Below are 23752 nucleotides of genomic sequence, written 5' to 3'. Positions count from 1 at the left end.
CGCCTTTCGAACCCCGCCGCCCTCCCAAGGTCGGCGGGGTTTTTTGTTATCCCCCGCGCCGTAACCGGCGATAGAGCGTGCTGCGGTCGATGCCCAAGGCCTGCGCTGCGCGCGACCGGTTACCCCCGGCGGCGTCCAACGCCGCCCGGATCGCGCCATCGGTGATGGTGGCGAGGGAGGGGGCCTCCGCAGCGTCCAGTGTCGCTGCTGCGTTGGGGCGCAGGAAGGCGGGGAGGTCACCCGGTTGAACCCTTCCGCCAGGTTCCGCAAGCGCCAGCAGGGCGCGCAAAACGCCCAAAAGCTGGCGATAATTCCCCGGCCAGTCGTAAGCGGCAAGGCAGGCGGCGGTTTCCGGTGCCAGCTCGACGCGCGGGGCGCTCTGCAACCGGTGCCAGAGATCACGGACAAGCCCGGCCCGGTCGGGCAGGCGGCGCAGGGGCGGTAAATCGACGGTGTATTGGGCAATGCGGAAAAACAGATCCTGGCGAAACCGCCCTTCTGCCACCAACGCCGCCAGCGGGCGATGGGTCGCGCAGATCAGGGCGAAATCGATTGGGATCGGTGTATCGCCTCCCAGAGGCTGCACGGCCCGGTCTTGCAGTACGCGCAGCAGCCGGGCTTGCAGGACCAGCGGCATATCGCCGATTTCATCGAGGAACAACACGCCGCCGTCCGCTTGCCGCAGCAGGCCGCGATGGCCCTTGCGGCGGGCGCCGGTAAAGGCCCCCTCCTCATATCCGAAGAGTTCCGACTCGATCAGGGTTTCCGGCAGGGCGGCGCAGTTGACGGCAACAAAGGGCCGATCCGCCCGGTCGCTTTCGCCGTGAACCCGGCGGGCAAACACTTCCTTCCCCGCGCCGGTTTCCCCCTGCACCAGCACCGGAATGCCGACGGCGAGCAGGCGCACGGCGCGGGCGGCATCGGCCTGCACATCGGCGCTCAGCAGCGGGCCAGGATCGGCGGCGGGTTTCGGCGGGGCCGCGAGAGGGCGCGACCGTTGCGGCGTGACCGGCTTCACCGCCCGCCCGACGAGGGCAAGGCCGGACGCCGCCTGCCAGCCGGTGGGATCGGCGCTTAACCGGGCTTGCGGGAAAAGATCGGGCAAGCGCAGCCGCGTCAGCCCCGGCCAGTCCAACCCCAGGGCGCGCACGGCGGCGCGGTTGGCGGCAACCAGCGTCTCGCCGTCGAAGGCCAGAACCCCTTCCTGCGCCGTCCCCAGCAAGGCGGCATCCGTATGGAACCGCAGCATCAGGCAGTGATCGAAGCCGTGGTCGAACAGCCGATGTTCGATCTGCTCCACCGCTAGGCGTACCAGGCCGAGCGCGTGGAGTGGGCGAACGGCGGCATGTCCCGATAGGTCGAGCACCCCCAGCAAGGCCCCGCGCGGGTCGAGAATCGGCGCGGCAGCGCAGGAGAGAATGCGGTGGGGTTCGAAGAAATGTTCGGCGCCATGCACGGCAATCGGGCGGCCTTCGACGAAGGCGGTGCCGATGGCATTGGTGCCCATTGACGCCTCGCTCCAACTCACACCCGGGCGCAGGGCTACTTGGCTGGCGCGGTCGGCGAAATCGAGGCTACCGACCAGATCGAGAATAAGTCCCGATGCATCGGCGAGGATGACGACACTCTCGGTGCTGGCGGCATCGGAATAAAGAGTCTCGATCTCCGGTCGCGCGAGGCGGCGCAGCAAATCGGCGCGGTCGTGATGCTCGCGCAGATGATGTGTGGCGATCGGTTCGGCGGGCGGGCGGCGGGCGGCTTCAAGCCCTTGTTCGGCACAGCGTTGCCAAGAGCGTAGAATCGGTGCGGCCACCAGCCCGTCGGGGGCGTGGCCTTCTTCGAAAAACCGGCGGCGGGCGGTTTGCACCGGCTCCCCCTGGCCCGGCGTCGCACACGGTGACGGCATGGCCTTTCCTCCCTGGGGCATTTTGCAACAGTGTGGCTGCAACACTGGTGCGCGATGCCCCTTTTTATTATGGCGGAACTTTAGCGCGGCAAAGGCTTCGGCGTCCAGGGGCGTGGCGATACCGTCAGGACAAAGAAATATTTCAAATAAACTCAAAGAGTTGATCTTTTTTGTCGAGGCGACGCCCTTGGTTGGCACACGCCCTGCTAATGCGGTTGCGTTCATACTAAAAACCGGGAGGAAATCAAATGAACATGGAATCACCGCAGTCCCTGACAGCGCAAAACCAGCTACCGTTCAAGACGCAGTATCAGAATTTCATCGGTGGCCAATGGGTAAAGCCCGTTGGGGGCCAATATTTCGATAATATCTCGCCGGTCACGGGTAAGAAGATCACCGAGGTTGCCCGGTCCCAAAAGGAAGATATCGAACTGGCGCTCGACGCAGCCCATGCGGCGAAAGACGCCTGGGGCCGGGCCAGCGCTGCTGAACGCGCGTTGGTCCTGAACCGGATCGCCGACCGGATGGAGCAGAACCTCGACCTGCTCGCCCGGGCCGAAACCTGGGATAACGGCAAGCCGATCCGCGAAACCACGGCGGCCGATATTCCGCTGGCGATTGACCATTTCCGCTATTTCGCCGGGGCGATCCGGGCGCAGGAAGGCAGCATTGGTGAGGTCGATCACGATACGATCGCCTATCATTTCCACGAGCCGCTGGGCGTTGTGGGCCAGATCATCCCGTGGAATTTTCCGATCCTCATGGCGGCCTGGAAGGTTGCTCCGGCGCTGGCCGCCGGGAACTGCATCGTGCTGAAGCCCGCCGAACAGACCCCGGCCTCCATCCTGGTTCTGGCCGAACTGATCGCCGATATTCTGCCGCCGGGCGTACTGAATATCGTCAATGGTTTTGGTCTTGAAGCGGGTAAGCCGCTCGCGTCCAGCCCGCGCATTGCGAAGATCGCTTTCACCGGGGAAACCACCACTGGGCGGCTGATCATGCAGTACGCCAGCCAGAACCTCATTCCGGTGACGCTGGAATTGGGCGGTAAGTCGCCGAATATCTTCTTCCAAGATGTGGCAATGGAAGACGATGACTTCTTCGATAAGGCCATCGAAGGCTTCGTCATGTTCGCGCTCAATCAGGGCGAGGTTTGCACCTGCCCCAGCCGCGCGCTGGTCCATGAGAAGATCTACGACAAGTTCATGGAAAAGGCCCTGGCCCGTGTTGCCGCCGTCATCCAAGGTGATCCGCTGAACCCAGCGACGATGATCGGCGCGCAGGCTTCCGGCGAGCAGCTCGAAAAGATCCTGTCCTACATTGACATCGGTCGTCAGGAAGGCGCGGAAGTGCTGGCCGGGGGCGGGCGAAACCTGCTGCCGGGCGAGCTTGCAGGCGGCTATTACGTGCAGCCGACCGTGTTCCGCGGTCATAATAAAATGCGGATTTTCCAAGAAGAAATCTTTGGCCCGGTCGTCTCCGTTACCACCTTCAAAGACGATGCCGAAGCGCTGCATGTTGCCAATGATACGCTTTACGGCCTTGGGGCCGGGGTGTGGACGCGCGACGGCAGCAAGGCCTATCGCTTCGGCCGGGCTATCCAGGCCGGGCGCGTCTGGACCAACTGCTACCATGCCTACCCGGCCCATGCGGCCTTCGGTGGGTACAAGCAATCGGGCATTGGGCGCGAAACCCATAAGATGATGCTCGATCATTACCAGCAGACCAAGAACCTGCTGGTCAGCTACAGCCCGAAGAAGCTTGGCTTCTTCTAATCCCCCTTTAAAGGGTTGTTGCTGAGCAAGAACGCGTTTTGCCTCCCAACCTTGGGGCGAGCTTGGCTCGCCCTTTTTTTAGTTCGTCCTATCGGCCTTTGGCCTACTTGAGGACGGGGCTTTCGGAGGGGTGCTATGTCCAACCTCGATACTCGCCGCGTCATTGCAACCGATGCGGCGCTGGATCTGATCGCCGAGTTGCGCCGTGACTATGGCGCGCTGCTGTTTCACCAGTCGGGCGGCTGCTGTGACGGTTCATCGCCAATGTGCTACGCCGTGAGCGATTTCATGATCGGCGATGCCGATGTGCTGCTGGGGGAAATCGGTGGCGCGCCGTTCTATATGAGCGCCGCCCAGTTCGACTATTGGCGCCATACCCAGTTGATCATTGATGTTGTGCCGGGGCGCGGCGGAATGTTTTCGTTAGAAAACGGGCGGGAGAAACGCTTCCTAACCCGATCCCGCCTGTTCACGGATGCTGAAGCGGCCGCTATAGAATGACAGCGGCGGGGCTGGGGATGCTGCCGCAAACCCGGTCGCGCCCACTGTTTTTCGCTTGGTAGAGCGCCTCATCGGCACGGCGCAGCAGCGTGTCGATACTATCGCGCGGGCGCAGTTCGGCAAATCCAACGCTGACCGTCTGGCGCCAACCGGTTTCGAACGGGTGAACGCGGGTTGCGGCGCAAATCCGTTCCGCGACAACGCGCGCCTGCTCGGCATTGGTTTCCGGGCACAGGATCAGGAACTCCTCGCCCCCCCAACGGCCGGCCGTATCGTAATTGCGCAGCGTCGCGCGCAGCACATCGGCAAAGGCGATCAACACTCGGTCGCCGACAAGATGCCCGCGTTCATCATTCACGCGCTTGAACTGATCTAGGTCGATCAAGACGACCGATAGGGTCCGGCCATAGCGTTCGGAGCGTTCGATTTCCTTGCTCAGCAGTTCATCCAGGGCGGCGCGATTGTAAAGCCCGGTCAGCCGGTCGGTCTGCGAGGCGCGCAGCAACTGCTTATTCACCCGCCGCAGTTTGATCGCCCAAATCAGGTTCGACAGCAGCAGCACCGAAAACCCGATGACGACATTGATCAACAGCCGGTAGTCGATGGCCGTTTGCACGTTGATCGACACGTGCTGATTGGTAATGCTCTGGCGTTCCTGCGGGGTCAGGGTGGCAATACCTTGGTTCAACTGATCGCGCAGGTCGGGCCGGTCCTTGCGCACGCCGACGCGCAGTTCATTCTGATAGCCGGGGATTTGGCCGGAGACCTTGAGGTTGAACCAGCCTTCCTTCTTGATCGTGTAAACCGCGACGGTTAGCGAGCGGATGGTCAAATCCGCCTTGCGGTTCGAGACCAAGGCGAAGGCTTCTGCCTCGCTGCCGGTCGTGACGATGGCAAGGCCAGGGAAATCGCGGCGCACCCGTTCTTCGATGGACGTGCCGCGCGGTAACGCGATGGTTTTGCCGGTTTCTGCGGCAAGATCAGCGATGAACGGATGTTCTTCCCGCGTGATGATGACATTGGGATCGATAAACAGCGGCTCGGTGAAGATCAGCCATTCATCGCGCTTCGGCGTTTGGTTGAGGAAGCTGAGCATCTGGCAGTCGCCGCGCTGCGAAGCGGCGATACTGTCGTCCCAATCTTTCGTTGGGAAGAGCTGGAGCGTCACGCCCGCCCGGTTTGCCGCAAGCGTCAGCAGGTCGGCGGCTATGCCTTCGTGGGTGCCATTGCGGGCGATAACCTCATAGGGCGGCCAGTCGGGATCGACGCAAAAGCGCACCGGGTCGGCGGCGTGGGGGGCTGCGGGGAGAAGAACCGAGGCCGCTAGGAAAATGCCAATGAGACCGCGAAACAGCGCAGGGAAGGGGCGCCTTTGGGTTGAACCGAGTATCGCCACCGCGCTGTGCACCGTTTGCTGCTGATCCTCCCCCAACAATAGGCGGCAGCGCGAAGCCGGTGCAAGGCCAGCGGGGCGTTTCAGCGGATCAAGGCGCCGGATAGCGTTGCGTTAGCCGTCCGATTCCGCCGAGCAGCCGGGCGGTCTGCTCGCCTGCGCGGGCGAGCGTATCGTCCGTCAGGTCTTTGCGCAGGGCCTTTACCTCCGCCAGCAAAACCCGCCACGGCTTCTGCCCGTCGATGCGCGGCAGCAGGGCGGGGGCGATGGTCGGCAGGGCGAGGGCGATGTCCAGCCCCTCCTGCCCCACGGTCAGGCGTCCGCCCCGGTCCATCGCCGCCAACAGCCGTTGCGGGTCGATATCTTTATAAGCGGGAATAGCGTCGGGATCGCCCGGCGGCGGCGGCGCCACCGGGTTATCGACGCGGACCAGATACCCGGCGTGGCGAGCCAGATTCCCGGCGATTTGTTCGGCCAGGGCGGCTTCGGCTTCAGGGGACAAGCCTTCCGCCCGTTTGAGCACAGCGGGATCGGTCACATAGGTCGCTAAACGGTAGCGCGCCGGTTCCACCCAATCGGCATGGCGCAGCCCGGCGCGGGCGACGAAGGCGAACCAGTCCGGCACAGTATAGGCCCGGTCACGGGCGTGCAGCAGCAGATCAAACAGCCCGGCGTCGCCGCCGTCGAGGTGATCGCGGATCACGCCATTGCGCCGCAGCCAATTGGTCGGCGGCAGTTGATTCAGCACGCGCTTGGCTTGGGCCACCCGCTCCTTCGGTGACCCAACGGCGGCAAGGGTGCGCAGAATGGCCTGCACATCGTAAACGCCGCGCCGCCCGTAATGACCATAGAGCATCAGACCAATGCCGCCCTGGGGGGCCAGTACGCGGGTTAAGGCAGAAAGCCCGGTATCGGGATCGTCGAGATGATGCAGCACGCCGCAACAGTCGATGTAATCAAAGGGCGCGTGCCCGGCGGAGGGCAGGTCGAGCAACGAGCCAGTTTCAAACCGCACCGTTACCGGGCCGGGGGCATCGAGACCGCGCGCGGCGATTCGCGCTTCGGCCACCGCCCGCGCCGCGTGGGAGGGATCGAGATAGGTGATCGCCGCCGCCCGTCCGGCCCAGGCCAATTGCTGCGCCAGCATGGTTACGGCATCGCCGGATCCGCCGCCCGCAATCAGAATGCGCACGGGCCGGTCGGGCCAGCGCCCGCCGAACACTTTTTCCTCGATCTCCTGAAGATGCGAGGGCGAGCCGATAATCAGCCGCTTGCGCTCGTCGCGCGGGTCGCGGTGGGGATAGGGCAGGGCTTCATACTGGGCCGCAACGGCGGCATCGACGGCGGTGCTCATAGGGGCGCAGACTGGCAGGGCCGCGCGGGGGAGGCAAGCCCCCAACGGCAAAGCCCCCAGTTGCCGGAGGGGCGCGGCGTCGGCACACTCCGGTGTCACAGCAAACGGGGGCTGCCATGGGGCGGTGGGGGGTAGCGCTGCTGGTTGCGCTGGGCGTCAGTCTGGCGGCCCAGGCTGCGGAACGGTTCGACCGACCGGGCGATTATCGCGGGGCCTTGACCGTTCAGGGGATGGAGCGGGCCTATCTGCTGCATGTTCCGCCCGCCGCAAAACAGGGGGCGGCGCTGCCGCTTGTCATCGCCCTGCACGGCGGTGGCGGCGATATGGAGCGGATGGCGCGGGACGATCTCTTCGGTCTGATCAGCAAGGCCGACCGGGCGGGGTTTGTGGTTGCCTTTCCCAATGGCTATAGCCGCCTGCACTTCGGTAAATTCGCCACCTGGAATGCCGGGCGTTGCTGCGGCGCCGCGCGCGACCGCAATAGCGATGACGTTGGCTTTTTGCGCCAAGTGATCGAGACGTTCGCCGCCCAGGCGTCGATTGACCGGAAACGGGTGTTCGCCATCGGTCTATCAAACGGCGGCATGATGGCCTATCGGCTGGCGTGCGAGGCGCCCGAGCTGCTGCGCGGCATTATGGCGGTGGCCGGAACCGATAATACTGTAACCTGTGCGCCGTCCCGCCCGGTAGCGGTGCTGCATATTCACGCCCGCGACGACGATCATGTGCTGTTCAAGGGCGGGCGGGGACCGGCCGCAGTCAATGCCGATCTGGTGACCGATTTCACGTCGGTTCCGGCAACCATCGAAAAATGGACGCGCCTCAATCGGGCAGGGGTGGCTAAGCCGGTCTTGACCTTTTCGGGCGCCGCCTGCACGCGGTCGGAGGGCGCTGCGCCCGTGCAGCTCTGCGTCACCGAAAACGGCGGCCATAGCTGGCCCGGCGGCGCCAAGGCGCGGGGGGAAGCACCGAGCCAAGCCATCCGCGCGACGGATGTGATGTGGGGATTTTTCTCGGGTCTATAACCGCGCCTTGCGCATCATAGCCTTCACGATAATCGGATGAACTCGGGCAACAGGCACCATGTAGAGCCTGCCGAGCCAATTATGGGTCTTCACGACGGTTGCCGTTACATAGGTTCCCGGGGCGTCGGCGGGTTTGATAAGCGCGACGCGTACATCAAGGTGCGTGTCGTTAATCCCCAGAACAATCTCGCGATCGCTTAGAGTAAAGATATTGAAGATCGCCAACTTGTCGCCAACTCGGTAGGCTGCAAGCGGTTTACTCGGATCAATGGTCATTGCCCCCACCGTGCGGATACCGACCAGTGCGATCAGACGGTCACGCAGATGCAGCAGCGCGTTCACCCAGGCGGGCGTTTTGCCGAAGGTGTGCTGGGCAATGGCCAGCGGTGTCAGGCTGATGTCGCCCAAGGGGGTGCTATACGCATCCCAAAAATCAGCCGAAGACCTTAGCGCGCACAGGTCGCTGTCGGCAGGGAGGGAGGTGAGTGGGCGGATCGGCATTTTGTCGTCCAATTGCAAGCGCTGGACGACTGTAAGCCCCCGCTAAAACTGAATAAACCTATTCATCACCCAACCCAGCGGGCCGGTCAGTTTCAGCGTGCCGTCCACCACGGCAAGGCAGACGCAATCGCCGTCGTCGTCGGCTTTTGGCGTATGGACATGCGCGTCGGTGGAGATCGCGAGATCGCCGGGGAGGAAATGGCCGAGTTGGTCGCTGAACCCGCCCTTCAACACCAGCACAAATTCGGTGCCGCCGTGGGTATGTTCGGGCATTGCCTGCCCGGCCTTGATGCGCATCAGTCGCGTGCGGCTGGTGGGCGTGCTGCCGGGGGTCGGCAGGCGAATTTCCGACAGGGCACCGGTGACGCGCTTCCACGGCAGGGTCGTGCCGCGTGGGGTGGGGACGGCGGCGAGCGAGCGGCGCAGCGGGCGCGGCATCCAGGCTTCCCCGCCCAACCGATCCGGCACGGGCGGCGGTTGCGGTGCATCGATCTTGGCGAAAACCGCGTCCAAGCTGCTCGAAACCTCGGTCGGTGGCAGGCTGTCCAGCATGGCGCCGCCAACCGCTTCAAGGCGGCGGACCTCGGCCCGGCACTCCGGGCAATAGGTTAGATGGGTGGCGATGACTAGGCTAACCGCTTCCGGCAGGGCCCCGGCGGCATAGTCCAGCAGCATGGATTCGGGGGGGTGGAAGCTCGGCATCACTCACTGTCCTTCAGCACACCGCGCAGCCGGGTCAAGGCCAGACGTATGCGCGATTTGACGGTTCCTAACGGCAATTGTTCCGCCGCCGCAATATCGCTGTGCGATCGATCGTCCCAATATGCCATCTGAAGTAGGCTGGCTTGTTCCGGCGGCAAGAGCGCCAGGGCGGCGCGCAGTTTTTCGCTTTGTTGTGCAAGCCCATAAGCATCATCGGCGCGCGGGGCCGGATCGATGGCCGCGTCGGGGGTTAGCGCCGGATCGTCGGCATCCCAATCGATATGGCGGTCGCGGCGCAGCCGGTCGATTCGCTTATTGCGGGCGATGGTGAACAGCCACGTGCTGACGGAGGCGCGGGCCGGATCGAAATCCGCCGCTTTCCGCCACAGCGTGACCATCACCTCCTGCAATAAATCCTCCGCCTCGGCATCGGGCGACCCGAGACGCAGCAGGTAAGATTTTAAGCGGGGGCCGAAATGGGCGAAGAGGCTGGCGAAGGCCGCCCGGTCGCCGTGGTCGGCCACCTGCCGCATCAGGGTTGCAAAATCGGCGGCAGACTCGTCACGCATCGCCCGGGCCGAAACCGCGTCGGCGGGTAAAAAATGGCAGGCCCGAGGGGCCATAGGGGCGCGCACGCTTGTCATTACCCTGGGTTCGCCGCCCGACCGCGGTCGGATCACCCAGCACGACTATTTTTTTTCCGCCCATCAGATCAAGCTACGCCCGGCGTCCAGTGGCGGCAGGCCGAGGTGATGGGCCAGCGTCTGGCCACCATCGGCAAAGCTGGTGCGCCGCCCGCCGTTGCCGGTGGCAAGGCCAGGCCCGAAGAAGATCAGCGGCACTTGCTCCCGCGTATGATCAGTGCCGATCCACGTGGGGTCGCAGCCGTGGTCGGCGGTAATCAGCGCCAGATCGCCCGGCTGAAGTTTTGCCTGAAGCTCCGGCAGGCGGGCGTCGAAGGCTTCCAGCGCATCGGCATAGCCGCCGGGGTCGCGGCGATGGCCGAAGGATTGGTCGAAATCGACGAAATTGGTGAAGATCAGGTCGCCGTCCCCGGCGCGGTCGAGCGCGGCCAGGGTGGCATCGAACAATCCGGCGTTATCGTCCGCCTTCGTCACGCTGCTGATGCCTTGATGGGCGAAAATATCGCCGATCTTCCCGACGGCTAGAACCTGACTGCCGCGCGCCACCAGCTTATCCAGCAGCGTCGGCGCGGGCGGCGGAACGGCGAGATCCTTTCGGTTCGGCGTGCGGCGATAGTCCCCGCTGCGCCCGGTGAAGGGGCGGGCGATGACGCGGCCGATATTATAAGCATCGACCAGCTTGCGGGCGATCTTGCAGAGCGTATAGAGCCGGTCGAGACCAAAGCTTTCCTCGTGCGCGGCGATTTGCAGTACCGAATCGGCTGAGGTGTAAATGATGGGCTTGCCGCTGGCGACATGCGCATCCCCCAGTTCCGCGATAATCTCCGTGCCCGAGGCGTGGCAATTGCCGAGAATGCCGGGCAGCCCGGCTTCGGCGATGAGCGCGTCGGTCAGCGCCGCCGGAAAGCTTGGCACGGTCTTCGGGAAATAGCCCCAGTCGAACAGCACCGGCACCCCCGCCAATTCCCAATGGCCAGACGGCGTGTCTTTGCCCTTCGATTGTTCGGCGGCGGCGGCGTAAAGACCGGTGAAATCGGCCTGCTGTAAAAACCCACTGGGCAGAAAACCCGTGGCCTCGCGCGCGGCAGCACCCAGGCCCAAGGCTTCGAGATTTGGCAGAGTCAGCGGCCGCCCACGCTTTGCCAGCGACCAGGACGCAATATGCCCCAGGGTGTTCGATCCCTGGTCCTGGAAGTGGCAGGCATCGGGCGCGGCGCCAATGCCAAAGGAATCCATCATCAAAATGATCGCACGTTTTGCCATGACCTACCGTTGCTTGCTTAGCGATGCTTTGCAAGCACCTTATCGACTCGCCATCTGGTTACTTATTCTATAGCCGCAAAGCTTTAAGAAGCCGTTTCTGAGAGGCTGGGAGAAGCCCAATACAGTTCCGACGGCGCTTCCGGCAGCCAGCAGCGCACCTCCGTCCCGGCGCCCGATGAAGTTATATCGATATCACCGCCGTGCAATTCAATGATGCTGCGCACCAGCGATAGCCCGAGGCCCGCCCCAGCCTGTCGCCCGGCCCGCTCGAACCGCCCAAAGACGCGCGGCAGGGTTTCCGGCGGAATGCCCGGCCCGGTATCGGCAACGCGGATGGTAACGCCCTGATTGGTTTCGCGCTTGGCGCTGACCATCACCTTATCGGCGGGGCGGCTGAACTTGATGGCGTTCGACAGAAGGTTGAACAGCGCTTGGCGCAGTCGTTTACTATCGCCGATGACGGTGCCGATATCGGCGGAACACTCGAGGGTCAGGCTAATATCGCGCGCCTGTGCCCGCTCGCGCACCAGGGCGAGGGTGGAAACGAGCAGGCTATTCAGTTCCACCGTCTCCCGTTCCAGCGCCATATAGCCCGCTTCGATGGTGGCAAGGTCGAGGATATCGTTGATGAGCGTCAGCAAACGCTGCGAATCCGCCAAAATCCCCCGGCTATAATCGAGTTGCCGGGCGTTCAACGGGCCGAAATATTGTTCCGACAGGATTTCGGCAAACCCGATGATGGAGTTGAGCGGCGTGCGCAACTCGTAGGAGACGTTGGCGATAAACTCCGTCTTCAGCCGGTCCGCCGCTTCCAGCGCTTCATTGCGCTCGCGCAGGGCCGATTGCGTGCGGTTGCGCTCGGTAATATCGAGGAAAAGATAGAGCGTCGCCCCGTCCGGCAGCGGGACGGAGGTGAAATCGATATCCTTCTCGTCCCGCCAATGCAGTACGCTGGTGCGGATGCGGCGCTGGGTCGGGTCGCGCGGGTCAATCTCCTGCGGGCCATTGGCTTCGACCCAAGGAACGGTCGCCGCCTGAAGCTCCTCCAGCGCGGGTTCGCCGACCAATTGCTCTTCGCTCAGGCCCCAGATTTGCCGGAACGCCGGATTATGCAGCCGCAGGCGCCGGTCGATGCCGAAAAACGCCACCCCTTCGGAAAGGTTGTTCAGGGTTTCAAGCTGCACTTCGACGGCTGTATTGTAAGAGCGTTCGAGAGCGAAGCGATCCGTCGCATCCTCGTAACTATAAATCAGCCCGCCCAGGGGATGGGGGGCGACGCGCTGGAACAGCGTGCGGCCATCCGGCAAATGCAGCACCTCTTCCTTCGCGGTGACCAGCGATTGGAACTGCGCCAATTGTTCGCGCTTATAGGCGGCGAAGTCGATCACTTCCGGCAGTTGGCGCTTTTCGCGCAGAATATCGATCAACTCTTGCAGGGTCGGTTCGCGCGCCAGCCAAACGTCGTCGAGCCGGAACAGCCGGGCGAAGGGGGCGTTGAAGAACTTAATCCGCCGCTCCGGCCCGAAGATCACGATAGGCGCATTCACCGCGTCCAGCACATCGTCTTGCGCCGAAATCAGGCGGGAGACTTGCGCCATCAGGCTTTCGATCTGGCGCATATCGGTCGCGCTGACCGCAACCCCGGCTTTCGACGGGAGCGCCCGCAGAGAATAGGCGTGCACCGCCCCGCCCAGCACCAGAGAAACGGTTTCCACCTGCTCGCTATCGAGCCGCAGGGCGCGCATCGCCAGTTCGCGCGCCTGTTCGATGAAACTGTCACTGCTGCGCGTCAGGCCCGACCAAGCGTGATTGCTCTCCAGCAGCCGCGTATCGGGGCCGAAGAGAGCGAGCGGCGTTTGCGCCGCGTCGATCAACGCCTGCCGCCGGTCCGCTACCTGTTGCACGGTCCGCAGCGTCTGCTGCACCGCCCGCCCGCGCAGAACGGTGCGGAAATGCAGCGTGCCGATGATCAGCAGGGCCAGCGCGAAGAGGCTGAGAAAGCCGACAAGCGGTTGCAGAATAGAGGTGGAGGTCACGTCCGGCGCGGCGGCCGCGGGCAGGCTGAGCGGAAAAGCCAGCGCCGCCACCCACCCCAGAGTGCGGCGGAACGCGCTGGACGAAAGCGGCAACCGGATCATCATGGCAGCGAGTGTAAGCAATTGCAGCGGGGTTGAACAGGCGGCTTCCACTTGCTATTTCTGCATTCATTATGTGCATATCGCCTATGCGCTAGGCAAATTTCGAGACAATTTAGAAGTATAATAACAGTAAATTGAAATTATAAGAAATATTATGCGGAAAATTATCAGGTTTACGCAGTTTTTGTCCAAAATGACAGCTTCGGGCCGGGCAGGGGGACAATTGCCTTCGGGCCGCCGGGTTGCCGGGGCCGCTGAAACCGGCTCAGGATGCCGCCAAGCCGGCCGGCATGAGGCCAGGACCGGCAATAATTGGAGGAGTTGCACAATGAAACGCAGCCTTATCGTCGCCGCCGGTCTTAGCAGCCTGCTGATGGCAGGCTCGGCCCTGGCAGACGTAAAGATCTACGGCGTGGCGCCGCTGACCGGGGCGGTTGCCGCCTTCGGCGATCAGGTGCGCAAGGGCGTGGAAGCGGCGGTCGCCGATATTAACGCCAAGGGCGGGGTGAAGGGCGAAAAGCTGGTCGTTGAGTTTTCCGACGATGCCTGCGACCCGAAGCAGGGCGTTTCGGTCGCCAACCAGCTCGCGGGTAAGAAGGCGGAGTTTGTTATCGGCCACGTCTGTTCCGGCGCGACCATCGCCGCTGCCGATATTTATGACGAAGAAGGCATCGTCATGGTCACGCCGACCGCGACCAACCCGACGCTGACCGAAAAGGGCAAGAAGACGATTTTCCGTGCCTGCGGTCGCGACGATCAGCAGGGCGTGATCGCCGGGAGTTTCATCGCCGACCGCTTCAAGGGCAAGCGCGTTGCCGTGCTGCACGATAAGCAAGCCTACGGCAAAGGCCTTGCCGACGAGGCCACCAAGGCGATGAAGGCCAAGGGCCTGACCCCCGTTTATGAAGGCTCGGTCACCGCAGGCGATAAGGACTATAGCGCCCTCGTCTCGCGCTTGAAGAACGATAACATCGATGTCGTTTACTATGGTGGCTATCACCCGGAACTTGGGTTGATCCTGCGTCAAGCCGATGAAGCCGGGCTGAAGGCGCAGTTCATTTCGGGCGAAGGCGTGTCCTCGCCGGAAATCTACTCGATCGCAGGCAAGGCCGCCGACGGGCTGATGTTCACCTTCCCGCCCGATGGCCGCAAACTCGATACCGCTAAGGATGCCGTCGCCAAGCTGCGCGCGTCGGGCGTCGAACCCGAAGGCTTCGTGCTGCAAGGCTATGCTGCCACGCAAACGCTGGCCCAGGCGATGATGGCCGCCAAATCGTTGAAAAAGGCCGATGTGCTGGCCGCGATGCGCGCCCAAGACTTCCAAACCGTCCTGGGGACGCTGGCGTTCGATGCCAAGGGCGACCTCAAGAACCCGGACTTCCGCGTTTATGTGTGGAAGGACGGCAAATACGATTACCTGCCGAACTAACCCGGCAACCGATCGGAACGGCGGGGGCGCGGCAACGACACCGAAAGCCGCCCCCCGGCTACCGCCGCTCCGGCCTATGCCTGCGTTGGGAATTGAGGGAGTAAGGAAGGTTAATTTCGGTGGGAAGTGGTAGGCGGCTTTGCTACCCTAAGGCGTTCTTTCCCCGCCCGAGGGCCGCTATGGCGCGTATCCTTCTGCTGATCCTCCTGCTTCTCCCCGTCGCCCGCCCCGCGCTGCCGGAAACCCCGGTGGATGATCAGGCGCGCCTTTTTCAAGAACTGTCTGAAAAATTTAAGAGATTGGAAACAGAGCTCTCCAATCTGCGCAGTGAAAAGGAGAAACTGGAGGATTTAAAATCAAAACTTGATGCGCAGGACGTTCGGATAAATGCTCAAGATAAATGGATTAGCAATTTCGGCCTGTTTTTGGCCCAAGGCGCAAACAACATCGCTGCCTCCAGCAATGCAATTTCCAGCGCATCGAATGCGACGAGTTGGATTGTGGGGATTGGCGCCATCCTGTTAACGGCGGGTTTGTTCGGTGTGGGTCTTTACTCGGTTATCAAGGTGCCCGAACAATCGCGGCTCGCAGCCGAGCGGACTATCAAGGACTATTTGAGCAGTGCTGATGCAAAGAGAGACTTCCATAGTAGCGTGGAAAAGCTGTTCGGCCCTGAGATTTTAGCAATCCAAGCCGTGGCGAAACGCGGGGATCGTCTTTCGACGAGCCCGTCCTCCGAACCGCCACAGCCCCTGTCGCCGGAAACAGAGCAAGCGCTACAAAAAGTCTTAGCGATGCCAGAGGAGGAGCGCGATACCGTCCAGTGGCGCGCCCTGATCTATAGCTATTCAGATACGAAGCGCTTTGAGGCGGCTCTTGCCCTTGCGGACAAATGGCTAACGCTGTCGACTCTCACACCACTGCAAACCGCCTCAGCGCTCTGGGTGCGGGGCAATGTTCTTCTCGACGCAGGTCGATTACAAGAAGCCATCGCCGCCTACGACGCGGTGATCCAGCGCTTCGGCAGCGATCCCGACCCGGCCCTACGTGAACAGGTGGCAAGGGCGCTCGTCAACAAGGGCTACGCCCTCGGGCTCCTCGCCACGCCGCAGACGAAGGCCGCAATCGCCGCCTATGACGACGTGATCCAGCGCTTCGGCAGCGATCCCACCCCGGCCCTGCGTGAAGTGGTGGCAAGGGCGTTCGTCAACAAGGGTGTAGCCCTCGGGAAACTCACCCCGCCGCAGCCGGAGGCCGAAATCGCTGCCTATGACGACGTGATCCAGCGCTTCGGGACCGATCCCGCCCCGGCCCTGCGCGAACAGGTGACAAGGGCGCTCGTCAACAAGGGTGTAGCCCTTGGGCAACTCACCCCGCCGCAGCCGGAGGCCCAAATCGCTGCCTATGACGAACTGATCCAGCGCTTCGGGGCCGATCCCGCCCCAGCCCTGCGCGAACAGGTGGCAAGGGCGTTCGTCAACAAGGGTGTAGCCCTCGGGAAACTCACCCCGCCGCAGCCGGAGGCCCAAATCGCCGCCTATGACGACGTGATCCAGCGCTTCGGGACCGATCCCACCCCGGCCCTGCGCGAACAGGTGGCAAGGGCGTTCGTCAATAAGGGCTATGCTCTCGGGCAACTCACCCCGCCGCAGCCGGAGGCCGAAATCACTGCCTATGACGACGTGATTCAGCGCTTCGGCAGCGATCCCGCCCCGGCCCTGCGTGAACAGGTCGCAAGGGCGTTCGTCAATAAGGGTGTAGCCCTCGGGCAACTCACCCCGCCGCAGCCGGAGGCCGAAATCGCCGCCTATGACGACGTGATCCAGCGCTTCGGGACCGATCCCGCCCCGGCCCTGCGCGAACAGGTGTCAATGGCGCTACACTATAAAGCGATCATCCTGAAAGACCTGAACCGGTTCGCCGACGCTCGCACCGTGTGCGAGGACTATATCCACCGATTTGCCGACGCCCCCGAGACCGCCATTCAAGAGATGACAAAGAAGGTCCGTAGCCTCCTGAGCAACCTCCCTCCGCCTGAACCCTCCGCTGATTCCTAAGGGGCGCGGCCCCTTAGGTGGGGTCCAGGGGCGGCGCCCCTGGGAAAGCCGCCAAAACTCCGTCATACGCTCTTGCCCCGAGGCGCGGCAGACCTGATATTTCTCTCAGTTAGCCGCCGCGCGAGAGGAAGCCGCCCGATGCCCCATGACACGCCCCTGATTTCTACGATTGTCGGGGGCTTGGTCCTGGCGTTTATCTTTGGCGCGCTGGCGCATCGGCTGCGGCTGCCGCCGCTGGTGGGCTATTTGTTCGCCGGGATTTTGGTGGGGCCGCACACGCCGGGGTTTGTTGCCGATCAAAGTTTGGCGCCGGAACTGGCGGAGATTGGCGTTATTCTGCTGATGTTCGGCGTTGGACTGCATTTTTCGTTGAAGGATTTACTGTCGGTGCGCGGCATTGCCGTGCCGGGGGCTTTGGCGCAGATCGGGCTTGCGACGTTGATGGGCTTGGCGCTGGCGAGCCTGCTCGGCTGGCCGGTCGGCGGCGGGCTGGTCTTCGGGTTGGCGCTGTCGGTCGCCTCCACGGTCGTGTTGTTGAAAGCCTTGCAGGAACGGCGGTTAGTGGAGACGGAGCGCGGCAAGGTCGCCGTTGGCTGGTTGATCGTCGAAGATTTGGCGATGGTGCTGGCCCTGGTGCTGATCCCTGCCGCCGCCAGCATCGCCGATGGCACCAGCCAATCCAGCGACCCCCTGGCGGCACTCATCAGCAGCAAGCTGGGGCTAGAGCTTGGCATCGGCGGCATCATCGGACTGACCTTGCTGAAGGTCGCCGCCTTTGTGGTGTTGATGCTGGTGGTCGGGCGGCGGGTGATCCCGTGGCTGTTGCATTGGATCGCCCATACCGGCTCCCGCGAACTCTTCCGCCTTGGGGTGCTGGCGATTGCCCTGGGGGTGGCGATGGGGTCGGCCAAGCTCTTCGGCGTGTCGCTGGCGCTGGGGGCGTTTTTCGCCGGGATGATCCTGTCGGAAAGCGAGCTTAGCCACCGGGCCGCCCAAGAGAGCCTGCCGCTGCGCGATGCGTTTGCCGTGCTGTTCTTCGTGTCGGTCGGCATGCTGTTCGATCCGGCGATTTTGATCGAAAACCCGCTGCCGGTCATCGGCACGGTGTTTATCATCATCGTCGGCAAGTCGCTGGTCGCCTTCTTCGTCGTGCTGGCTTTCCGGCATAGTGTGGGCACGGCGCTGACGATTTCTGCCAGCCTGGCGCAGATCGGCGAATTTTCCTTCATTCTGGCGGAACTTGGGGTTGGGCTGAAGCTGATCCCGGCGGAAGGGCGCGATTTGATCCTGGCCGGGGCGATCCTGTCGATCCTGCTCAACCCGGCGATCTTTGCCCTCTGCGAGACAATCCGCCCGGGGCTGGAGGCGCGCTTCGGCCGCAAACCCGCACCGACCGCGCCGCAGGCCAGCACCGCCGACCCGCTGGCCGAGGAACCGCTGTCGGAAGCGCCGCCGACCCGCCTGACCGATCATATCATTCTGGTCGGCTATGGCCGCGTCGGCAGCCTTGTCGGTCAGGATTTGCTGGCCAGCGGCCAGCCGTTTTTGGTCATCGAAGACAACGACAGCCACGCCGACGCGCTAAAAGCTGCGGGGGTGGAGCTTATTCGCGGCAATGCCGCCAGCCCCGCCGTGCTGGAGCGCGCCAATCTGGCCGGGGCGCGCAGCTTGGTGATTGCTATCCCCGATCCGTTCGAAGCGGGCCAGGCAATTGCGCAAGGCCGCAAGCTCACCCCCGCGCTGACCATCATCGCCCGCGCCCATTCGGATGCGGAGGTGGAGCATCTGACCCGCTTGGGCGCCGATATGGTGATTATGGGCGAGCGGCAGATAGCCCTGGAGATGATCGCGGCGTTGAAGCCGCAACCGGCGCCCGCGCTATAGATCCATCACCTTCACCAGCTTGCCGGTCGCAAAGACCGGCCCGGTCGGGGTGCCGGTGGGCGAGCCGCCCTTGGGTTCGCGGCTAACCGCCAGCGTACGTCCGGGGCCGGTTTCGACGGCAGGGTCGATCGACAGACCATCCTGGGCGATCAGCCCCAAGGATTTTGGCACATTATCCGGCCCGATGATCCAAAGCTCCCGGTCCTGGCCATCGTCCGGCATTGGCTTCATCAGGGTCAGGGTCAGCTTGCCGTCGGGGGCGCCTTCGCGGACCACGCACCACGGCTCCTGCGCTTCGTTGAGCATGACGGCAACGAGGAGGGGGCGCGCCGGGGCCGCCGGGGCATGATTAGAGACATGGGGCGCCGCTTCGGCCGGTTTTTCAGCGACGACAACCGGCGCGGGCGGCGGCACCTGAAGCAAGTCTGGCCGCACGAGAACGACGCCGATCAATCCGGCGGCCACCGCCATGCCCATCATCACACTGGCAACGCGCCAGCGCCCCAGGCTGCGGCGCAGGTGAATGATCTCGGCGGTCGGATCGTCTTCGTCGGTGCCGTGCAGTTCCTCCGTCTCAACCGCGCCCCGGTCGGCGCTGCGGCGGTCAGAGATCACTTCGAAGCCCAGATCGTCGCTGAGATGGGTCCAAAGATGATCCGGTGGGACGATGGGGGGATAGAGCGTCGCCAGGGGCGCCAGATGATCCTCCCAGGCATCGCGGACCGCCGCCACCTCCGGGTCCGCCGCGCACAGCGCTTCGAACTCCGTGCGGGCCCGGCCACGCAGAGTGCCGAGGACATATTCCCCGGCCAGAACCGTCAGCGTATCGCGATCCACGGCGCTCATGTGGCAAGGCACCCTTTCAGTTTCAGCAACCCCCGGCGGACCCAGCTTTTGACCGTTCCAAGGGGTGTGGCCAGCGTTTCCGCCGCTTCTTCATGGGTCGCCCCATCAAAGAAGGCGACCAGAATAGCGCGGCGCTGATCGGCGCTCAGCGTGTCAAGACAGGCGTGCAGGCGGGCGGCGTCTTGGCGCCCGGCGAGCGCGTCGAACGCGGTTTCCGCCGGGTCGGGCAACTCGTCGAACGTCTCAGGCAGCGGGGCATCGCGCCCCCGGCGAGAGATGAGATCGAGCGCCCGGTTCCGCGCCATCGTCGCGAGCCATCCCATCGCCGAGCCGCGGGCGGCATCGAACGTCGCCGCCCCCGACCACAGCTTGGTCAGCACATCCTGCACAACATCTTCGGCACTGGTCCGATCCCGAGTGATACGCAGCGCCACGCCGTATAGATGCGGGGCAACGTGCCGATAAAGCGCAGCGAAAGCCCCTTCATCGCCGGAAGGTACCTGCGTTAGCAAAGCGGCAAGGTCGAACGTCTCAGCATCCCGCATAGTGGATTACGTCCTCCAGCGATTGGGCCTGTCCCAGGGCTATCCGGCCAAAGACTGCCTGCACGGATAGGGCTTCGTCCAGTCTTCTGCGATAGTCGGACCGGGGAATTTCGATCACACCGAATTGCGCCAGGTGATCGGTCTTAAACTGCGTGTCGAGCAGGGTGAAGCCCCCCGCTCGCAGTTGCGCCACCAGATAGACCAGGGCGATCTTGCTGGCATCGCGCGCGGTGGAAAACATGCTTTCGCCGAAAAACGCCCCGCCGAGCGACACGCCATAGAGGCCGCCGACCAGATTATCGCCCTGCCAGCATTCCACCGAATGGGCGTGCCCCCGGTCGAACAAAGCCGCGTAAAGGCGGCGGATTTCTTCATTGATCCAGCTATCGGGGCTGCCGGGGCGCGGGGCGGCACAGGCGGCGACCGTGCGGCGAAAGGCCGTATCGACTGTCACGCAATAGGGGGCGGTGCGCAGGCTGCGCTTTAGGCGTTTCGGCAGATGAAACCCATCCAGGGGCAAAATCCCGCGCTGATCGGGATCGACCCAGAAAAGCTCTGGGTCGTCCCGGCCTTCCGCCATCGGAAAAATCCCGGCGGCATAGGCACGCAGCAGCAGATCGGGCGTCAGCCGCATGCCGCGCCCGGGGCTTAGGCCGCGCCGTCCTTAGCGGCGGCGGTGCGTTCCATGAAATGTTCGAGCCAATGGATCGTATAATCGCCGGTAATGAAATCGGGATCGGCGATGATCTTCTGATGCAGCGGGATGGTCGTATCGATCCCAGCGATCACATATTCTTCCAAGGCCCGGCGCAGGCGCATCAAGCATTCGTTGCGCGTTTTGCCATGAACGATCAGCTTCGATACCATGCTGTCGTAATGGGACGGCACCTTATAGCCGGAATAGAGCGCCGAATCGACGCGCACGCCCGGCCCGCCCGGCGCATGATATTCGCCGATCTTGCCCGGCGACGGCGCAAAGGTCACCGGATGTTCGGCATTGACGCGCACTTCGATGGCGGCGCCGTTAAAGCGCACGTCTTCCTGCTTCATCGTCAGCTTACCACCGGCGGCAATGCGAATCTGCTCGCGCACCAGATCGATGCCGGTAATGAATTCCGACACCGGATGTTCGACCTGCAGGCGCGTGTTCATTTCGATGAAATAGAACTGCCCGTCTTCGTACAGAAACTCCAGCGTGCCCGCCGACGCATAGCCGAGCGTGCCCATTGCCTTCAGGGCGATCTCGCCAATAGCCTCGCGTTCCGCTGCATTCAGCGCGGGCGACGGGGCTTCTTCCAGAAGCTTCTGATGGCGGCGCTGCAACGAGCAATCACGCTCGCCGAGATGGATCACATTGCCTTGCCCGTCGCCGAGGATTTGCAGTTCGATATGGCGTGGGCGTTCCAAGAATTTTTCGAAGAACACCGCATCATTGCCGAAGAAGGCACGGGCTTCCGACCGGGCCACCGGCAATTGCGCGCGCAGATCGGCCTCGTTCCGGCAAATCTTCATGCCCTTGCCGCCGCCGCCCGCCGCCGCCTTGATCAGGATCGGATAACCGATGCGCCGGGCGATCTCGATGGCCTCTTCTTCAGTGGCGACCGGCCCATCGGAGCCGGGAACGGTGGGGATGCCAAGATCCTGCACCGCCTTTTTCGCGGTGATCTTATCACCCATAACCCGGATATGCTCCGGCGATGGGCCGATGAAGACCATGCCGTGATCCTGCACCATCTGGGCGAAATCGGCGTTCTCGGCCAGAAAGCCGACGCCGGGGTGAATGGCTTCCGCCCCGGTAATCGTCGCGGCCGAGATGATCGCCTGCATGTTCAGATAGCTTTGGCGCGGCGCGGGCGGGCCAATGCAGACGCTTTCGTCGGCAAGGCGCACATGCATGGCGTCGGCATCGGCGGTAGAATGAACGGCGACCGTGTGGATGCCCAGCTCCCGGCAGGCGCGGTGGATGCGCAGGGCGATTTCGCCGCGATTGGCGATCAGGATCTTTTCAAACATGCGCTTACTCGATGATCACGAGCGGTTCGCCGTATTCGACCGGCTTGCCATCCGTCACCAAAATCTCTTTCACGACACCGGCGCGCGGCGAGGGCAGCGGGTTCATCACCTTCATCGCTTCGATGATCAGCAGGGTCTGGCCCTTCTGAACCGTATCACCCACCGAAATGAACGGGCGCGCGCCCGGTTCCGGGGCAAGATAGGTGGTGCCGACCATCGGCGACGGCACCATGCCGGGATGATCCGCCGGGGCGGCGCTAACGGCCGGGGCCGCCGGGGCGGCGGGTGCAACGGCCATCGGCGCTGGGGCGGCGACCGCAACCGGCGGCAGAGCGACATTGGCGGGCGGCAGCGTGCGGGCCACGCGGATGCGAACATTATCGCGCTGATATTCGATTTCGGTCAGCTTCGTCTCGTCCAGCAGGCTGGCGAGATTGCGGATCAGTTCACTGTCCAATTGATGCTGAGACATGCTTTCTCTCTATCAGAATCGCGCGGGCGACCGCGAAGGCCGCTGCCGCCAGAAAAACGGAACCCTTAGGCGGCGGTTTTAATCAGGTTGGCCAGGGCCGCCACGGCCAACACATAGGATTGCCCGCCGAAGCCCGCGATGACCCCAACCGCCGCTCGACCGGGATAGGAGGTATGGCGAAAGGCTTCGCGGTGGAAGATGTTCGACAGATGAACCTCGATCACCGGCAGGCTGACGCCCTTCAGCGCATCGAGCAACGCAATCGAGGTATGGGTATAGGCCCCAGCATTGATGATGATCCCCGCCGCCGTGCCGCGTGCCTCGTGAATCCAATCGACCAACACGCCTTCGTGGTTCGACTGGCGGAAATCCACCGTGCAGCCCAATTGCGTCGCCGTCCGCTCCGTCACGACGCGGATATCGTCCAGCGTATCGGTGCCGTAGATTTCAGGTTCGCGCGTGCCGAGCAGATTGAGATTCGGTCCATTGAGGACCAAGATCAGGGGGGCAGACAAAAGGTCGACCTCAAAAGATTGCGTCAGACCCCGCGTTATACCACGCCGCGCGTGCGATGCAAGAAAGGCGCAGTGTGAGGCCTATCCCGGCCTCTGCCTGGGGGCGGTTACTCCCCCTTGCCCCAAATCCCCACGCCGTCGCGCTTCGCTTCCGCCTCTGCCGCCGCAAAGGCGCCTTTCGAGTATTTTGGGTAATCCCAGGCCCAGCCAGCGCGGGTTTGGGTATGGGAGAGGTCGGCTTTAGCCGTGCAGCAGCGCGCAACGGGGCGGTTGTGGTCGTCGGTGTCGACGCGCTGACAGGCGACCGTCCGGCCCTCGACCAAAGATTGCAGCGCGGCGCGGGATTGGCGGTAGCCGGGGGTGCCGCTTTCGGGGGCATTGACGCCCCAGAGGCGCACCAACTGCCCGCCGCCGCAACGCTGGCCGGTAATATGACCGCCGAGGCTGAGCGTATCGCCATCCACGGCGCAGGCCGGGCCGGTCAGGGCCGTATCGCCGGGGCAGGGCGGCGCATCGTCGGGCCGGGTGCCGAACCATCCGGCGGCGATCACGGCAGCGAGCGCCAGGGCCGACAGAAAACTCGGGCGCGGCCAGCGGCGGCGCGGCGGCGGGGGAAGCGCGGCACGTTTGCTGCGGGCGGGGGCCGGGCCGGATTTCAGCCGCGCCAGCCGGGCGAGGGGATTGAGCATGTTCATGATATATCCCAAAATCGACCCAGCCTGCACGCGAAATAACGGCAGGGTTGCGGCGCAACGGCTTGGTCGCGGCGGGCGGACGCTCTATATCCAA

21 protein-coding genes are annotated in these 23752 nt (G+C 63.5%); 6 read left to right on the top strand and 15 right to left on the bottom strand.

The window, feature by feature from the left end:
• Positions 1-46 precede the first annotated feature (46 nt).
• Entirely contained in the window at positions 47-1906 is a 1860-nt protein-coding gene (locus CHR90_RS18775; RefSeq protein ID WP_094410641.1) for a sigma-54-dependent Fis family transcriptional regulator, read from the bottom strand.
• Between the two features lie 254 nt (positions 1907-2160).
• On the opposite strand from CHR90_RS18775, the gene adh reads away from it, so the two are divergent.
• Together adh and CHR90_RS18765 are read left to right on the top strand one after the other, a co-directional pair.
• On the top strand, positions 2161-3681 hold the full coding sequence (gene adh / locus CHR90_RS18770) for an aldehyde dehydrogenase (protein ID WP_094410640.1): 1521 nt from the start codon (positions 2161-2163) through the stop codon (positions 3679-3681).
• Between the two features lie 135 nt (positions 3682-3816).
• Positions 3817-4182: a DUF779 domain-containing protein gene (locus CHR90_RS18765; RefSeq protein WP_094410639.1), complete on the top strand. Its 366-nt coding sequence runs from the start codon at positions 3817-3819 to the stop codon at positions 4180-4182.
• Here the strand turns inward: CHR90_RS18765 and CHR90_RS18760 are convergent.
• A complete protein-coding gene (locus tag CHR90_RS18760; RefSeq protein ID WP_229671481.1) occupies positions 4172-5578 on the bottom strand; it encodes a diguanylate cyclase in 1407 nt (468 codons plus the stop codon). The two genes, CHR90_RS18765 and CHR90_RS18760, sit on opposite strands and share 11 nt — an antisense overlap.
• A gap of 88 nt (positions 5579-5666) precedes the next feature.
• Positions 5667-6929, bottom strand: a complete 1263-nt coding sequence (locus CHR90_RS18755; RefSeq protein WP_094410638.1) for a class I SAM-dependent methyltransferase — start codon at positions 6927-6929, stop codon at positions 5667-5669.
• Between the two features lie 116 nt (positions 6930-7045).
• Between CHR90_RS18755 and CHR90_RS18750 the strand changes: the two genes are divergently transcribed.
• Positions 7046-7954: an extracellular catalytic domain type 1 short-chain-length polyhydroxyalkanoate depolymerase gene (locus CHR90_RS18750; RefSeq protein WP_094410637.1), complete on the top strand. Its 909-nt coding sequence runs from the start codon at positions 7046-7048 to the stop codon at positions 7952-7954.
• Here the strand turns inward: CHR90_RS18750 and CHR90_RS18745 are convergent.
• From CHR90_RS18745 to CHR90_RS18725, 5 genes are all read right to left on the bottom strand, one after another.
• On the bottom strand, positions 7949-8455 hold the full coding sequence (locus CHR90_RS18745) for a DUF2867 domain-containing protein (RefSeq protein WP_141210998.1): 507 nt from the start codon (positions 8453-8455) through the stop codon (positions 7949-7951). The two genes, CHR90_RS18750 and CHR90_RS18745, sit on opposite strands and share 6 nt — an antisense overlap.
• 42 nt (positions 8456-8497) lie before the next feature.
• On the bottom strand, positions 8498-9157 hold the full coding sequence (locus tag CHR90_RS18740; RefSeq protein WP_229671480.1) for a ChrR family anti-sigma-E factor: 660 nt from the start codon (positions 9155-9157) through the stop codon (positions 8498-8500).
• Positions 9157-9780: a sigma-70 family RNA polymerase sigma factor gene (locus CHR90_RS18735; protein ID WP_233428427.1), complete on the bottom strand. Its 624-nt coding sequence runs from the start codon at positions 9778-9780 to the stop codon at positions 9157-9159. Before CHR90_RS18735 ends, CHR90_RS18740 begins: the two co-directional genes overlap by 1 nt.
• An 84-nt stretch (positions 9781-9864) precedes the next feature.
• Positions 9865-11064: a phosphopentomutase gene (locus CHR90_RS18730; RefSeq protein ID WP_094410633.1), complete on the bottom strand. Its 1200-nt coding sequence runs from the start codon at positions 11062-11064 to the stop codon at positions 9865-9867.
• A gap of 83 nt (positions 11065-11147) precedes the next feature.
• Positions 11148-13253 carry a sensor histidine kinase gene (locus tag CHR90_RS18725; RefSeq protein ID WP_141210997.1) on the bottom strand — a complete coding sequence of 702 codons (2106 nt, stop codon included), beginning with the start codon at positions 13251-13253 and terminating at the stop codon, positions 11148-11150.
• 277 nt (positions 13254-13530) lie between these two features.
• Between CHR90_RS18725 and CHR90_RS18720 the strand changes: the two genes are divergently transcribed.
• From CHR90_RS18720 to ybaL, 3 genes are all read left to right on the top strand, one after another.
• Complete coding sequence (locus tag CHR90_RS18720) at positions 13531-14631, top strand: ABC transporter substrate-binding protein (RefSeq protein WP_094410631.1); 1101 nt, start codon at positions 13531-13533, stop codon at positions 14629-14631.
• A gap of 248 nt (positions 14632-14879) precedes the next feature.
• A complete protein-coding gene (locus CHR90_RS18715) occupies positions 14880-16688 on the top strand; it encodes a tetratricopeptide repeat protein (protein WP_170941467.1) in 1809 nt (602 codons plus the stop codon).
• 138 nt (positions 16689-16826) lie between these two features.
• Positions 16827-18572 (top strand): YbaL family putative K(+) efflux transporter, encoded by a 1746-nt coding sequence (gene ybaL, locus CHR90_RS18710; RefSeq protein WP_094410629.1) that lies wholly within the window; start codon positions 16827-16829, stop codon positions 18570-18572.
• On the opposite strand, the gene CHR90_RS18705 is transcribed toward ybaL, so the two are convergent.
• The 7 genes from CHR90_RS18705 to CHR90_RS18675 form a co-directional block, all read right to left on the bottom strand.
• Entirely contained in the window at positions 18567-19418 is an 852-nt protein-coding gene (locus CHR90_RS18705; protein WP_094410628.1) for an anti-sigma factor, read from the bottom strand. The genes ybaL and CHR90_RS18705 overlap by 6 nt on opposite strands.
• The gene (locus tag CHR90_RS18700) at positions 19415-19963 is read right to left on the bottom strand and encodes a sigma-70 family RNA polymerase sigma factor (protein WP_094410627.1); all 549 of its coding nucleotides are present in this window, start codon (positions 19961-19963) and stop codon (positions 19415-19417) included. Before CHR90_RS18700 ends, CHR90_RS18705 begins: the two co-directional genes overlap by 4 nt.
• Positions 19950-20597, bottom strand: a complete 648-nt coding sequence (gene aat, locus CHR90_RS18695; protein ID WP_094410626.1) for a leucyl/phenylalanyl-tRNA--protein transferase — start codon at positions 20595-20597, stop codon at positions 19950-19952. The genes CHR90_RS18700 and aat overlap by 14 nt, the downstream gene beginning before the upstream one ends.
• Positions 20598-20611: 14 nt before the next feature.
• Complete coding sequence (gene accC / locus CHR90_RS18690; RefSeq protein WP_094410625.1) at positions 20612-21976, bottom strand: acetyl-CoA carboxylase biotin carboxylase subunit; 1365 nt, start codon at positions 21974-21976, stop codon at positions 20612-20614.
• 4 nt (positions 21977-21980) lie between these two features.
• A complete protein-coding gene (gene accB / locus CHR90_RS18685; RefSeq protein ID WP_094410624.1) occupies positions 21981-22448 on the bottom strand; it encodes an acetyl-CoA carboxylase biotin carboxyl carrier protein in 468 nt (155 codons plus the stop codon).
• 65 nt (positions 22449-22513) lie between these two features.
• On the bottom strand, positions 22514-22963 hold the full coding sequence (gene aroQ / locus CHR90_RS18680; RefSeq protein ID WP_094410623.1) for a type II 3-dehydroquinate dehydratase: 450 nt from the start codon (positions 22961-22963) through the stop codon (positions 22514-22516).
• Between the two features lie 107 nt (positions 22964-23070).
• Positions 23071-23658 (bottom strand): thermonuclease family protein, encoded by a 588-nt coding sequence (locus tag CHR90_RS18675; RefSeq protein WP_094410622.1) that lies wholly within the window; start codon positions 23656-23658, stop codon positions 23071-23073.
• Positions 23659-23752: the final 94 nt, after the last annotated feature.

Source organism: Elstera cyanobacteriorum (genome assembly GCF_002251735.1).
Classification (GTDB): Bacteria; Pseudomonadota; Alphaproteobacteria; order Elsterales; family Elsteraceae; genus Elstera; species Elstera cyanobacteriorum.
The sequence above is the reverse complement of the archived record's forward strand: the minus strand, read 5'-3'. Positions and strand labels throughout refer to the sequence as shown.

Coding starts and splice junctions, on each gene's coding strand:
- CHR90_RS18775 (WP_094410641.1), bottom strand. CDS start 1,906: ATGCCGTCACCGTGTGCGACGCCGGGCCAGGGGGAGCCGGTGCAAACC.
- adh (WP_094410640.1), top strand. CDS start 2,161: ATGGAATCACCGCAGTCCCTGACAGCGCAAAACCAGCTACCGTTCAAG.
- CHR90_RS18765 (WP_094410639.1), top strand. CDS start 3,817: ATGTCCAACCTCGATACTCGCCGCGTCATTGCAACCGATGCGGCGCTG.
- CHR90_RS18755 (WP_094410638.1), bottom strand. CDS start 6,929: ATGAGCACCGCCGTCGATGCCGCCGTTGCGGCCCAGTATGAAGCCCTG.
- CHR90_RS18750 (WP_094410637.1), top strand. CDS start 7,046: ATGGGGCGGTGGGGGGTAGCGCTGCTGGTTGCGCTGGGCGTCAGTCTG.
- CHR90_RS18745 (WP_141210998.1), bottom strand. CDS start 8,455: ATGCCGATCCGCCCACTCACCTCCCTCCCTGCCGACAGCGACCTGTGC.
- CHR90_RS18740 (WP_229671480.1), bottom strand. CDS start 9,157: ATGCCGAGCTTCCACCCCCCCGAATCCATGCTGCTGGACTATGCCGCC.
- CHR90_RS18735 (WP_233428427.1), bottom strand. CDS start 9,780: ATGGCCCCTCGGGCCTGCCATTTTTTACCCGCCGACGCGGTTTCGGCC.
- CHR90_RS18730 (WP_094410633.1), bottom strand. CDS start 11,064: ATGGCAAAACGTGCGATCATTTTGATGATGGATTCCTTTGGCATTGGC.
- CHR90_RS18720 (WP_094410631.1), top strand. CDS start 13,531: ATGAAACGCAGCCTTATCGTCGCCGCCGGTCTTAGCAGCCTGCTGATG.
- ybaL (WP_094410629.1), top strand. CDS start 16,827: ATGCCCCATGACACGCCCCTGATTTCTACGATTGTCGGGGGCTTGGTC.
- CHR90_RS18705 (WP_094410628.1), bottom strand. CDS start 19,418: ATGAGCGCCGTGGATCGCGATACGCTGACGGTTCTGGCCGGGGAATAT.
- CHR90_RS18700 (WP_094410627.1), bottom strand. CDS start 19,963: ATGCGGGATGCTGAGACGTTCGACCTTGCCGCTTTGCTAACGCAGGTA.
- aat (WP_094410626.1), bottom strand. CDS start 20,597: ATGCGGCTGACGCCCGATCTGCTGCTGCGTGCCTATGCCGCCGGGATT.
- accC (WP_094410625.1), bottom strand. CDS start 21,976: ATGTTTGAAAAGATCCTGATCGCCAATCGCGGCGAAATCGCCCTGCGC.
- accB (WP_094410624.1), bottom strand. CDS start 22,448: ATGTCTCAGCATCAATTGGACAGTGAACTGATCCGCAATCTCGCCAGC.
- CHR90_RS18675 (WP_094410622.1), bottom strand. CDS start 23,658: ATGAACATGCTCAATCCCCTCGCCCGGCTGGCGCGGCTGAAATCCGGC.